This window comes from Microcella alkaliphila (assembly GCF_002355395.1).
Lineage (GTDB): Bacteria > Actinomycetota > Actinomycetes > Actinomycetales > Microbacteriaceae > Microcella > Microcella alkaliphila_A.
On the sequence record NZ_AP017315.1, the window covers coordinates 1,154,584 to 1,166,789 of the forward strand.

Consider the following 12,206-nt stretch of genomic DNA (forward strand, 5'->3'; position numbering starts at 1 on the left):
ACTGTCCGTAAACGATTGATAAATCAATAGTGTTTCGGCGGCCATAGCGAAGGGGAAACGCCCGGTTACATTCCGAACCCGGAAGCTAAGACCTTCTGCGCCGATGGTACTGCGAGGGGGACCTCGTGGGAGAGTAGGACACCGCCGGACTTCTTTGTGAAATGGCCACCCAGTGATGGGTGGCCATTTCGCGTTAACGCACGACTTCGTGCAGCGCGAGGAGACTCCATGTCAGAGAAGCACGACCGACCGAAGCGCGACGGCGGCGACAACCGCCGCCCGCGACGCAGCGGCGACGCGCGTCCCCAGCGCAGTGGCGAGGGCCGACCCCGCCGTGACGGCGACGACAGCCGTGCTCGCCGGGAGGGCGGGGAGCGCCGTTCGCATGCCGCGCGTGCGGGGTCGGGACGAGCATCCGAACGCCCGACGGGCGGAATTCGTCCGCGTCGCACCGACGCAGACGATGGCCGTCCGCGGCACGATGATCCGCCGATTCCGGACGACGTGACGGGCCGCGAGCTCGACCGCGTCGCTCGCGCCGAACTGAAGGCGCTGAGCAAAGAGAACGCGGAGCGGGTCGCGCAGCACCTCGTCATGGCTGCTCGCCTCATCGATGAGGACCCCGAGCTCGCGCACAAGCACGCACAGGCGGCCGCCCGCCGCGGCGGGCGCATCGCGGTCGCTCGTGAGACGCTCGGCATCACGGCGTATTTGACCGGCGACTTCGCGCTCGCGCTGCGGGAGCTGCGCACGCATCGCCGCATCAGTGGGTCAAACGAGCAGGTTCCCCTATTGGTCGACTGCGAGCGCGGCCTGGGGCGCCCCGAGAAGGCCCTCGAGCTGGGGCGCAGCGTTGATCGTTCTGAGCTGAGTGTCGGTACACGTGTCGAGTTGGCGATCGCGATGTCGGGCGCGCGACTCGACCTCGGCCAGACCGAGGCGGCGCTGCGCGAGCTGGAGATCCCGCAGCTCGACCCCTCGACCGCCTACAGCTTCAGCCCCGCGCTGTTCGACTCGTACGCCGTTGTGCTCGCCGAACTCGGGCGCGAGTCGGAGGCCGCCGAGTGGGGCCGCCGCGCCGACATCGCCGCCCAGGCCATCGCTGAGGCCGAAGGCGGCGACGACGAGATCGAGGTCATCGAGGAAGAGCTCGACGACGTCGACGATGATGCGACCGAGGGCGAGGCGACGCCCGGCGAGGACGGCGACGATGTTCGGTAGGAAGAAGGCGCCGACGCCGCTCGATGGTCGCGACGCGCTGCTGCTCGACCTCGACGGGGTGGTGTATCGGGGACCGGACGCGATCGAGCATGCCGTTCCGAGCATCCAGAAGGCGGCGAAGTCGGCCCGCATCGGGTACCTGACGAACAATGCAGCGCGCACCGATGAGTCGGTCGCCGAGCACCTGTCGGAGTTCGGGCTCAGCGTTGAGGCGGCCGATGTCGTCACCAGCCCGCAGGCGGCTCTCCGTGTGCTCGCGACGCTCGTCGACCCGGGCGCCCTCGTCATGGTCGTCGGGGGAGAGGGCATCACCGTCGAGCTCGACAAGGCGGGCTACCGCGTCACACGCTCGGCCGATGACCAGCCCGACGCGGTCGTTCAGGGGTTCGCCCCGCACGTGGGGTGGGAACACCTCGCGGAGGCGAGCTACGCGCTGCAGCACGACCACGTGCACTGGGTGGCGACGAACACCGACTGGACGATTCCGCAGAAGCGCGGGGTGGCGCCCGGCAACGGCACGCTCGTGTCGGCCGTGCACCTGGCCGTCGGGCGCCTGCCCGTCTTTGCCGGCAAGCCCGAGAAGCCCATGTACGACGAGGCGGTCGAGCGCTTCGGCGCCACGAACCCGCTCGCGATCGGCGACCGGCTCGACACCGACATTCAGGGCGCCAACAGCGCCGGCATGGCGAGCGCGCTGGTGCTGACCGGTATCGACCAGGCGAAGCAGGTGCTCGCGGCGCCAGCCGGGCAGCGGCCGACGTACATTCTGCGCGACCTGCGCGACCTGTTCGAGCCCTACCCCGAGATCACGGAGGAGGTCGACGCCGACGGCGTGCGCTCGGTCTCGTGCGGGCAGGCGGTGGTGCGCATGAAGCAGAACGTCGTGCGCGTCGCCCGGGCGGGCGACGACCCCGTCAACCTGCTGCGCGCCGGCGCCGCGGTGATCTGGGCGTCCGGCCTGCAAATCTGGGGTCTCGACGTCGACCCGCAGCTATATTCGTGACCATGGACGAGCGCGGCGCAGAGACCGAGCCGGCGACGGCCGAGCCCGAAACCGGCGAGCACGACGCGGGCGATCTCGACGCCCCCGACGAGGGCCTGCTCTCGCAGCTCGCCCTCATCGACGACCAGCCGCTCGAGGACCGTGCGGCCGCGTTCGCCCAGCTGCACGACGCGCTGCGGCAGCAGCTCGAGGCGTGACCGCGGACACCCCTCGCTCGGCTTCCGGCCCTGACTCCGGTGCGACGAGGCGCCTCGACGTGGCGCTCGTCGACGCGGGGCTCGCGCGCTCGCGCACGGCCGCGCGTCAGGCGATCGAGGCCGGGCGGGTCAGCGTGGGCGGCAGGGTGGTGACGAAGCCGGCGTACGCGGTGCGAGCATCCGATGAGTTGGGCGTGGAGGGCGCGAGCAGGTATGTCAGCCGCGCCGCGCACAAGCTGCTCGCGGCTCTCGACGCGGAGGAGGCCGCCGGTCGCCCGCTGCCGATCGCGGGGGCGACGGCGCTCGACGTGGGCGCCTCCACGGGCGGGTTCACCGAGGTGCTGCTCGAGCGCGGCGCCGACACCGTCATCGCCCTCGACGTCGGCCACGGCCAGTTGGATGCCCGCATCGCGCTCGACGCGCGCGTCGCGGTCGTCGAGGGGGTCAACGCGCGCGACCTCACCCCCGAGATGCTCGCGACGACCAGCGGAGTGAGTGACCGGCCCTCGGTCGTCGTGGGCGACCTGAGCTTCATCTCGCTCGGCCTCGTGCTGCCCGCGCTTGTCGCAACGGTCGGCGCGGACGCCGACTACGTGCTGCTCATCAAGCCGCAGTTCGAGGTCGGCCGACAGGGCATCCGCGAGGGCATCGTGCGCGACGCCGGGGCCCGCGAGGAGGCGATCATGGGCGTGCTGTGGGCGGCTGCCGACGAGGGCTTGCGCGCTGCGGCGCTCCTGTCCTCCCCGGTGGTCGGAACCCATGGCAATCATGAGTATCTGGCCGTCTTCCGGCGTGAGTACGGGGTCGATCCGACAGAATGGAGGGGCCGCGCGGCCGAGTTGGCCCGCACGGTCGTGATCGGGGCCCCGCGGGCCGCCGATCAGCCACCCGTGTGAAGGAGCCCCGTGACTGAACGCCACATCCTCGTCGTCGCCCACACGGGCCGCGACGAGTCGCTCGAGGCGGCCGTCACCGTCTGCCGGCTGCTCGGCGACGCCGGGCTCACGCCCGTGGTGGCCGCCGACAGCGTTAATGATCTCCGCGAGGCGACGGGCGGCGCCGAGCTGCGGGTGCTCGCCGACGCGGGCCAGCCGGGCGAGAGCGGCGTCGACGCCGCACCCGGTGTCGCCGTGGGCGACATCGAGTTGGTCATCGTGCTCGGCGGCGACGGCACGATCCTGCGCGCGGCCGAGCTTGTGCGCGGCGGGTCGGCACCGCTGCTCGGGGTGAACCTGGGGCACGTCGGCTTCCTCGCCGAGAGCGAGCGCGACAGTCTGGCGGAGGCGGTCGCGCGCGTGTTGTCGCGCGACTACCTCGTCGAAGAGCGCATGACGCTGTCGGTGCGGGTGAAGGTCGACGGCGAGGTCATCTGGCAGACGTGGGCGCTGAACGAGGCGACCGTCGAGAAGGCCAGCCGCGAACGGATGCTCGACCTGGCCGTTGCGGTCGACGGCCGGCCGCTCACCAGCTTCGGCGCAGACGGCGTCGTCATGGCGACCCCCACCGGGTCGACCGCCTACGCCTTCAGCGCCGGCGGCCCCGTCGTCTGGCCGAGCCTCGACGCGCTGCTCATGGTTCCGCTGAGCGCGCACGCCCTGTTCGCCCGCCCGCTCGTGGTGGGCCCGAACTCGTCACTCGCCGTCGACGTGCTCGACCGTACGGGTGCGACCGGCGTGCTGTGGTGTGACGGGCGTCGCGCCTTTGACCTGCCCGCGGGCGCGCGTGTGGTCGCCAGGCGATCGTCCACGCCCGTGCGGCTCGCGCGGCTGCACCCCGGGCCCTTCACCGATCGACTCGTGCACAAGTTCGCCCTGCCCGTCCACGGCTGGCGGGGCGGGGCCGACGCCGAGCCGCCCGCGACGGGCGCGATCACGGTGCCGCGGGCATCCGCGGGGGCGAGCGGCGCAGATGCGGATGCCGCCGCGGGCGAGGGCGCGGAGGGCGACGCGTCGTGATCGACGAGATCTCGATCCGCGACCTGGGCGTGATCGGCGAGGCGCGGCTGCCGCTCGGGCCGGGCTTCACCGCGCTCACGGGCGAGACGGGCGCGGGAAAGACGATGGTCGTGACCGCTCTCGGGCTGCTGCTCGGCGCGCGCGGTGACGCGGGTGTCGTGCGCTCGGGGGCCGACCGCGCGCTGGTCGAGGGGCGCTGGATCGTCGACACCGATGGTGCGGTTGCCGAGCGCGTGCGCGATGCCGGGGGTGACCTCGACGATGACGAACTGATTCTCGCCCGCACGGTCTCGGGCGAGGGGCGGTCGCGGGCCGTCGTCGGCGGACGGTCGGCGCCGGTGGGCGTGCTCGGCGAACTCGGCGAGCAGCTCGTTGTCGTGCACGGGCAGAGCGACCAGGTGCGGCTGAAGTCGTCCACGGCGCAGCGTGAGGCGCTCGACCGCTACGCGGGGTCAGAGCTCTCGGCTGTGCTGGCTGAGTATCGGGCGGCGTTCGCCGCCTGGAACGCGGCGCGCGACGAGCTCGCGCGGCTCACCGGCGAGCGGGATGCGCGGGTGCGCGAGGCCGACGAGTTGCGCGCCGCCATCGACGAGATCGAACAGCTCGCGCCACAGCGCGGCGAAGACACCGAGCTCGCCGAGCGGGCCGAGCGGCTCGGCAACCTCGAAGACCTGCGGCTCGCCGCCGCGCAGGCGCACGAACTGCTGTCGAGCGAGGCGCTCGACGGCGCGAGCGACGCGATCGGCCTCATCGACGCCGCGCGCCGCTCGGTCGAGCGGGTCAGCGGGCACGATGCGCAGCTCGCGCCGATCGTCGAGCAGCTCGCGGCGGCCGGGTACGCCGTGACCGAGGCGGCGACCGAGCTATCGGGCTACCTCGCGTCGCTCGAAACCGACGGGGGTCGCGAGCTCGAGGCGGTCAACGAGCGCCGCGCGGCGCTCACCGACCTCGCTCGGCGGTTCGGCCCGAGCCTCGACGACGTCATCGAGCTGCTCGACACCGGGTCGGCGCGGCTGCTCGAGCTCGACCAGGACGACGACCGCATCGCCGACCTCACCCAAGAGGTCGAGCGGGGGGCAGCCGCCGTCGACACGCTCGCCGACCGGCTGACCGCCCTGCGCACCGCGGCCGCGGCCCGGCTTGCCGACGCGGTGACCGCCGAGCTCGCCGCGCTCGCGATGCCGGATGCGCGCCTCACCGTCTCACTCGAGCGGCGTGACGAGTTGACCTCCTCGGGCCGCGACTCTGTCGCATTGCTGCTGCAACCACACGCAGGAGCCGACCCGCGGCCACTCGGCAAGGGCGCGTCGGGCGGCGAGCTGTCGCGCGTGATGCTCGCTCTCGAGGTCGTCATCGCCGAGACCGACCCCGTGCCGACGTTCGTATTCGACGAGGTCGACGCCGGGGTGGGCGGGGCGAGCGCGATCGAAATCGGGAGACGGCTTGCGCGGCTCGCCCGCACCTCACAGGTGATCGTCGTGACGCACCTGGCGCAGGTCGCGGCGTTCGCGACGAACCACCTCACGGTGGTGAAGGGCAGCGACGGCACCGTCACCGCCTCCAGCGTGCAGCAACTCGACGGCGACGCACGGGTGGCCGAGATGGCGCGGCTGCTGTCCGGGCTCGCCGACAGCGACACGGGGCTTGAGCACGCGCGCGAACTGCTCGCCGAGGCGCGCAGCCTCGCCGACGCCTGAGCCCCTCGCGCCCGGACGACGCCGGTCGACCCGACCCGCCCCGACAAGCCCCTGGTTACCCGGCGAGGTCAACGATGTCGACCGTTGTCACCTGCCGTTCGGCGCCGTCGACGAGGGTCGAAAACTCGACCTGCGTCGCCTCGGCGGCCGCCGTCAGAGGTATGGCGAGCACGCTCGTGAACGGCGCGAAGTCGGCCGTGCAGAACGTGTTCGGTGCCCGACGCTCCTGCAGCGTCACCCCGATCGTGTCGGAGGCGAGACCCGCGTCGACCGCCGTCGGAATGAGCGGACAGCTCGACGAGCCGTAGGTGATGATCGTCAGCTCACGATCGTCGGCGAGCTCGAGTACGGGGCTCAGCCAGAGCGCCTGCGGGCCGTCCGGCTGCTCGGCATCGGGGGCGGGCTCGGGAAGCAGCGCGGGCAAGCCCGGGTACTCGTCGACCGCCGCCGAGGCGGGCACGTCGACCGGCTCGAGGTTCGGGTCGATCACCATGATCGTGAACGCCTGCACCCAGTCTTCGTCGCCGAGGCGCGGCTCGCGCCACTCGACATCGGCGAACACCTCGTCGGCCGTCGCGCCCTCGGGCGCCGAGACGATGTGGAAGTGCGGGGCGAGGTCGTCGGTGCAGACATCGGCTGCCCCCTTCTGGAACGTGGCGCTCAGCTGGTCGTCGGCGAGCACCTCAAGCGCGGTCAGGACGTACGGGCACGTGGAGGAGCCGTAGCTGATGAACGTGATCACGTTGCGGGCAGGGCCCTCGTTCCACCAGGCGATGGGCTCGATCGGGCCCTCCCGCTCGCGCTCCGGCACCGGCGCGCCGGGGGGCCACCCCGCGCCCTCCGCGTCAGCGATCGACCGCGGCTCGGGCGAAAGAGCCGGCTGCGTCGCGCAGCCGGCGGTGAGCGCAGCGACCGCGACGAGAGCGGCGAGCGTCGCCGCGGCGCGGCGAGCGGAACCCGGCCCGAGCATCCCCCGTCGAATGAATGTGCGTGATCGTTCCCCCATGTCCGGCAGGGTACGCGGCTCGATTCCGCGCGTCGAGGCTTTCGGGGTCACGGGTCGGATACGATAGAACCCCGTGGCAGACACTTCAGACTCCGGGAACGGTGACCGCGTCACCAAGCACATCTTCGTCACCGGAGGAGTCGTCTCCTCTCTCGGCAAGGGCCTGACGGCGGCAAGCCTCGGCAACCTGCTCACCGCGCGGGGCCTTCGCGTCGTCATGCAGAAGCTCGACCCGTACCTCAACGTCGACCCGGGCACGATGAACCCGTTCCAGCACGGCGAGGTGTTCGTCACCGACGACGGCGCCGAGACCGACCTCGACATCGGCCACTACGAGCGCTTCCTCGACATCAACCTGAACCAGGCCGCCAACGTCACGACCGGCCAGATCTACAGCCAGGTCATCGCGAAGGAACGACGCGGCGAGTACCTCGGCGACACCGTGCAGGTGATCCCGCACATCACCGACGAGATCAAGCGTCGCATGCGCCTGCAGGCCGAAGACGACCCGCAGCCCGACGTCATCATCACCGAGATCGGCGGCACGGTTGGCGACATCGAGTCGCAGCCGTTCATCGAGTCGGCCCGCCAGGTGCGCCACGAGCTCGGCCGCAAGAACGTGTTCTTCGTACACGTCAGCCTCGTGCCCTTCATGGGCGCCAGCGGCGAGCAGAAGACGAAGCCGACGCAACACTCGGTCGCGGCGCTGCGCTCGATTGGCATCCAGCCGGATGCGCTCGTCTTGCGTAGCGACCGGCCCGTGACGAGCGGCAACCGTCGCAAAATCGCCCTCATGTGCGACGTTGACGAGCAGGCCGTCGTGAACGCGGTCGACGTGCCGTCGATCTATGACATCCCGTCGATGCTGCACAGCCAGGGCCTCGACGCGTACATCATCGACCAGCTGGGCCTAGAGGCGAACGACGTCGCGTGGGACGGCTGGGCCGACCTGCTCACCGCCGTGCACGAGCCGAAGCGCGAGGTCACGATCGGTCTCGTCGGCAAATACATCGACCTGCCCGACGCGTACCTGAGCGTCACCGAGGCGCTGCGCGCCGGCGCCTTCGCGCACCAGTCGAAGGCCGTGATTCGCTGGATCGCCTCCGACGAGTGCGAGACCCCCGAGGGCGCGGCCAAGCACCTGAGCGACGTCGACGCGATCTGCGTGCCCGGGGGCTTCGGTGTGCGCGGCATCGAGGGCAAGCTCGGCGCGCTGCGCTTCGCCCGCGAGAACATGATCCCAACGCTCGGGCTGTGCTTGGGGCTGCAGTGCATGGTCATCGAGTACGCGCGAAACGTGGCGGAGTTGCCCGGAGCATCCTCGAGCGAGTTCGACCCCGACACCGAGTTCCCCGTCATCGCGACGATGGCCGAGCAGGTCGCCCACATCGACGGCGGCGACCTCGGCGGCACGATGCGGCTCGGCCTGTATGAGGCGGCGCTCGCCGAGGGTTCGCTGGCCCGCGAACTCTACGGTGAGCCGAGCATCAGCGAACGCCACCGTCACCGTTACGAGGTGAACAACGCCTACCGCGAGCGCATCGCCGGGGCGGGCCTGTCGTTTTCGGGCACAAGCCCCGACGGTTCGCTGGTCGAGTTCGTCGAGCTGCCGCGCGACGTGCACCCGTACTACATCGCCACCCAGGCCCACCCCGAACTGCGCTCGCGCCCGAACCGCGCGCACCCGCTGTTCGCGGGCCTCGTTGCCGCGGCGATCGAGCGGCAGAAGGCCAGCCGCCTGTTCGACGACGACCAGACCGAGGGCGAGTAGGCCTCGTGGGCGATCTGCCGGTGGGTGACGCGCCGCTCGCCGACGAGCCGTTCGTGCCCGAGATTGCATCGAGCGACGTCGTCTTCGACGGCGCGGTATGGGATGTGCGCCGCGAACGCTTCGCCTTCGGCGACGGCGAGCTGGTGCGCGAATTCGTCGCGCACACCGGCGCGGTCGCGGTGCTCGCGATCGATGACGACGATCGGATGCTCGCGATCCGTCAGTACCGACACCCCATTCGCGAACGCAATTGGGAGCTGCCCGCGGGCCTGCTCGACGTCGAGGGGGAGGACCCGCTCGAGGCCGGCCAGCGCGAGTTGGCGGAAGAGGCCGACCTGGTCGCGGCCGACTGGGAGCCGCTCATCCAGCTGCACACGACGCCCGGTGGTTCGGACGAGATCATCCACGTGTTCCGGGCGACGGGGCTCAGCGCGGCGCCCGAGGTCTTCGCCCGCGATGGCGAGGAGGCCGACATCGTGACCCGGTGGGTGGCGGTCGAAGAGGCTGTCGACGCGGTGCTCGCGGGTCGCGCCCGCAACGGCATCTTCATGGCCGCGGTGCTCGCCGAGCACGCGCGCCGCACCCGGGCGCGGGGCTAGCGGTGGCGGAGGCGCGAGAGCCGTCTCCGGAGCTTCAGCGCGCGGTCGACCGGTACCTGCGCCACGTCGCACTTGAGCGCGGCCGCTCGCCGCACACCGTCTCCGCCTACCGGCGTGACCTCGCCCGCTACCTCGCACACCTCGCAGACGGCGGCGTGGATGCTGTGGGCGGCATCGCCGAGAAGGACGTCGCGTCGTTCGTCGCGGCCGTCCGCGACCCGGTGCTTGCCTCCGGCGGTGCATCCCCGGTGTCGGCCTCGAGTGCGGCGCGCATGCTGTCGAGCGTGCGGGGCTGGCACGCGTTCCTGCTCGAGGAGGGGCTCGTCGACCGCAACGTCGCCGCCGAGCAGAAGCCGCCCCGGCAGGCGAAGCGCCTGCCGAAGGCGATCACGATCGACGAGGTCGAGCGCCTTCTCGACGCGTGCGCGGGCGACGACCCCCTGATGCTGCGCGACCGGGCGCTGCTCGAGCTGCTGTACGCGACGGGCGCGCGCGTCTCAGAGGCCGTCGGCCTGGCCGTCGACGACGTGACGGGTGACGACGGGGGAGCGGCGGAGGTCGTGCGGCTCTTCGGCAAGGGGCGCAAGCAGCGGCTCGTGCCGATCGGGCGCTTCGCCCGCGAGGCGCTCGACGCGTACCTCGTGCGGTCGCGGCCGCTGCTCGCGCCGCGGGGACGAGCATCCGGGTCGCTGTTTCTCGGCGCGCGCGGCGGGCCGCTCAGCCGGCAGAGCGCGTGGCTGATCATTCGCGGCGCGGCGGAGCGGGCGGAGCTCACCGCCGAGTTGTCTCCGCACACCCTGCGCCACTCGTTCGCCACCCACCTGCTCGAGGGCGGGGCCGACGTGCGCGTCGTGCAGGAGCTGCTCGGGCACGCCTCGGTCGCGACGACGCAGCTGTACACGCTCGTGACGGCCGATGCAGTGCGTGAGGCGTGGGCGCTGGCGCACCCGCGGGCGCGGTAGGGGCGGCGTGACCCGGATGAGCTGCCGGGCCTCGTGGGTCAGGCGCGGTCACGGCGTGCTGGTCAGGCCCTCGAGCTCGATCGTGGCGTCGGGGCGCCACGCGTAGACGAAGGGGCGCAGACCGTCGGCGGGCGGCGTCGCGATGCCGGCGCGTGCGAACTCGCTCGCCGTGACGCAGCGGCTATCGATGGGGGCCGAGGCGACACCGATGCGGGTCGCGATCGCGCACGGCGGGCAGGCCCAGCGCGGTCAGCTCGACGAGGTCGGTGGGGCCGGTCGGGGTGAGCTGCACGATCGGCGTAGTCGTGGGTCCCCAGCCGTAGGTGAGCTCGGCGCCTTGAAGCGACTCGGTGACGGCGAGATCGCGCCCGGATACGAAGGCCGGCTCGGGCAGGCAGGCGCGGCTCCACAGCCGGTCGGCCGCAAAGACGGCGAGGCAGACCGTGCGCTCGGAGGGCGGTGTGCGCGGGGAGGCGCCGCCACGGTAGGCCACGAGCTCGAGCAGCTCGCCCGGCTCGGTCAGCACGACCGACTGCAGCACCCGCACCCCGCTGAAGAGTTGGCCGCCCGTGCCCGCGAGGCGCTCGTCGAGCACCCGCTCGCGCGGCGTGGCCGGGCGCTCGAACACGGCGAACGCGGGCGGCTCACGTGGGATCGCAACGAGCGCGACCGCGATGAGTGCGGCGACGGCGAGCGCGGCGGCGACCACCACGCGAACCGATACGCGGGATGCGCGGGGCGCGTCGGCCGCGTCCGGCCCGTCGGCGACCGGTTCGTCGACGACAGGGGGTGTCGGGTCGAGGGCCGGGCTGCGGCCGGCGAGGATGCGGGCGGCGCGCTGGGCGAGCATCCGCGATTCGGGGGTGTCGGCGCGGCCGTAGGCGAGCCGGGCGAGGGCTGCGTCGTCGAGCGCCTCGAGCCGGTCGAGGTCGGCAGGGTCAGCGTCGTCGCCCACGGGCGTCAGTCAAGCACGCGCCGCTGAGTGAGGCGAAGGTCATCGACGCGGCTAGCGCAGGGGGCGAAGGACCGTGAGGCGGGTGTCGCCCCAGGGCTCCCAGCGGTACGAAAAGGTGCCGACGCCGGCGTTCGGGCTCTGGTCGCTGCCGATGCCGACGGCGGCGAACTCACTGAAGAAGAACCGCACGACCTGCTCGCGATCGCGCGCGCCCAGGCACACCTGAGGCCCGAGCGTTGTCGCCTCGAATAGGAGGCCGCCCGGGGCGCTGCGCAGCGCGTAGATCTCGAAGCCGTCGATCGTGGCGAGCGGGCGTGCCTCGCCCCCGCCGACACTGCCCAGCAACTCGGTCACGACCGCCTGCTCGTTCGCCGGGGCCGGCTCGTCGAACACCTCAAGCGCGTCGGGGCCGAGTGCCGCCACCACGCGCTCGCCGACCGCCGAAAACCCCAGACCCACCACGAGGGCGCCGACGAAGACGGCTACACCGATGCGCCGGGAGCGCGTCCACCAGGAGGGGCGGTCGTCGGCGTCCTCGTCAAGATCGTCGGTGGCCCCGGCTGCATCACCCGGCGTCGCCCCGCCCGCGCCGGGCGCGGCTGCGGCCCGTGCCGCTTCGGCCTCGCGGGCGCGATCGGCGCGCGAGGCGAGGATGCGCGCGGCGGCGTCAGCGCGCATCCGATCGTTCTCGGTCGTGGTGCGCCCGTACGCAATCCTCCGCAACGACGCGTCGTCGAGCCATGCCAGATCGTCGGGCGCGTCGCCGGCGGTGGGGGTGCCACGACCGGTCTCGTCCATGAGGGTCAGTCAATCACGACAGAGCGGTCGGCGGGGAAGCAT

12 protein-coding genes and 1 rRNA gene are annotated in these 12,206 nt (G+C 72.1%); 10 read left to right on the plus strand and 3 right to left on the minus strand.

Annotation, left to right across the window (positions count from 1 at the left end):
* The first annotated feature begins 33 nt into the window (after positions 1–33).
* The 7 genes from rrf to recN all read left to right on the plus strand — a co-directional run bounded on the left by rrf (position 34) and on the right by recN (position 6,073).
* Positions 34–150 (plus strand): 5S ribosomal RNA (rrf, locus tag CPY97_RS05655).
* Positions 151–228: 78 nt separating this feature from the next.
* Positions 229–1,221 (plus strand): tetratricopeptide repeat protein, encoded by a 993-nt coding sequence (locus CPY97_RS05665; protein WP_150129203.1) that lies wholly within the window; start codon positions 229–231, stop codon positions 1,219–1,221.
* Positions 1,211–2,224 (plus strand): HAD-IIA family hydrolase, encoded by a 1,014-nt coding sequence (locus CPY97_RS05670; RefSeq protein WP_096421160.1) that lies wholly within the window; start codon positions 1,211–1,213, stop codon positions 2,222–2,224. Before CPY97_RS05665 ends, CPY97_RS05670 begins: the two co-directional genes overlap by 11 nt.
* A gap of 2 nt (positions 2,225–2,226) precedes the next feature.
* On the plus strand, positions 2,227–2,421 hold the full coding sequence (locus CPY97_RS05675) for a hypothetical protein (RefSeq protein WP_096421161.1): 195 nt from the start codon (positions 2,227–2,229) through the stop codon (positions 2,419–2,421).
* Positions 2,422–2,480: 59 nt separating this feature from the next.
* Entirely contained in the window at positions 2,481–3,317 is an 837-nt protein-coding gene (locus CPY97_RS05680) for a TlyA family RNA methyltransferase (RefSeq protein WP_096421162.1), read from the plus strand.
* A 9-nt stretch (positions 3,318–3,326) separates the two neighbouring features.
* Positions 3,327–4,376, plus strand: coding sequence for an NAD kinase (locus CPY97_RS05685; protein WP_096421163.1), 1,050 nt, complete (start codon positions 3,327–3,329; stop codon positions 4,374–4,376).
* Positions 4,373–6,073 carry a DNA repair protein RecN gene (gene recN / locus CPY97_RS05690; protein ID WP_096421164.1) on the plus strand — a complete coding sequence of 567 codons (1,701 nt, stop codon included), beginning with the start codon at positions 4,373–4,375 and terminating at the stop codon, positions 6,071–6,073. The genes CPY97_RS05685 and recN overlap by 4 nt, the downstream gene beginning before the upstream one ends.
* A 55-nt stretch (positions 6,074–6,128) precedes the next feature.
* Here recN and CPY97_RS05695 read toward each other — a convergent pair whose 3' ends face one another.
* A complete protein-coding gene (locus CPY97_RS05695) occupies positions 6,129–7,079 on the minus strand; it encodes a hypothetical protein (protein ID WP_150129204.1) in 951 nt (316 codons plus the stop codon).
* A gap of 73 nt (positions 7,080–7,152) precedes the next feature.
* Between CPY97_RS05695 and CPY97_RS05700 the strand changes: the two genes are divergently transcribed.
* From CPY97_RS05700 to CPY97_RS05710, 3 genes are read left to right on the plus strand one after another with little or no spacing between them, the layout of a single operon-like run.
* Positions 7,153–8,850, plus strand: a complete 1,698-nt coding sequence (locus tag CPY97_RS05700; protein ID WP_096421166.1) for a CTP synthase — start codon at positions 7,153–7,155, stop codon at positions 8,848–8,850.
* 5 nt (positions 8,851–8,855) lie between these two features.
* Complete coding sequence (locus CPY97_RS05705; protein WP_331716226.1) at positions 8,856–9,449, plus strand: NUDIX domain-containing protein; 594 nt, start codon at positions 8,856–8,858, stop codon at positions 9,447–9,449.
* Between the two features lie 2 nt (positions 9,450–9,451).
* Complete coding sequence (locus CPY97_RS05710; RefSeq protein WP_096421167.1) at positions 9,452–10,411, plus strand: site-specific tyrosine recombinase XerD; 960 nt, start codon at positions 9,452–9,454, stop codon at positions 10,409–10,411.
* 181 nt (positions 10,412–10,592) lie between these two features.
* Here the strand turns inward: CPY97_RS05710 and CPY97_RS05715 are convergent, their stop codons facing one another.
* Positions 10,593–11,366 carry a hypothetical protein gene (locus CPY97_RS05715; protein ID WP_096421168.1) on the minus strand — a complete coding sequence of 258 codons (774 nt, stop codon included), beginning with the start codon at positions 11,364–11,366 and terminating at the stop codon, positions 10,593–10,595.
* 51 nt (positions 11,367–11,417) lie between these two features.
* Positions 11,418–12,164 carry a hypothetical protein gene (locus CPY97_RS05720; RefSeq protein WP_096421169.1) on the minus strand — a complete coding sequence of 249 codons (747 nt, stop codon included), beginning with the start codon at positions 12,162–12,164 and terminating at the stop codon, positions 11,418–11,420.
* Positions 12,165–12,206 lie beyond the last annotated feature (42 nt).

Excerpts from the sequence above, each read along its gene's own strand:
- CPY97_RS05665 (WP_150129203.1), top strand. The coding sequence starts at position 229 with ATGTCAGAGAAGCACGACCGACCGAAGCGCGACGGCGGCGACAACCGC.
- CPY97_RS05670 (WP_096421160.1), top strand. The coding sequence starts at position 1,211 with ATGTTCGGTAGGAAGAAGGCGCCGACGCCGCTCGATGGTCGCGACGCG.
- CPY97_RS05675 (WP_096421161.1), top strand. The coding sequence starts at position 2,227 with ATGGACGAGCGCGGCGCAGAGACCGAGCCGGCGACGGCCGAGCCCGAA.
- CPY97_RS05695 (WP_150129204.1), bottom strand. The coding sequence starts at position 7,079 with ATGGGGGAACGATCACGCACATTCATTCGACGGGGGATGCTCGGGCCG.
- CPY97_RS05720 (WP_096421169.1), bottom strand. The coding sequence starts at position 12,164 with ATGGACGAGACCGGTCGTGGCACCCCCACCGCCGGCGACGCGCCCGAC.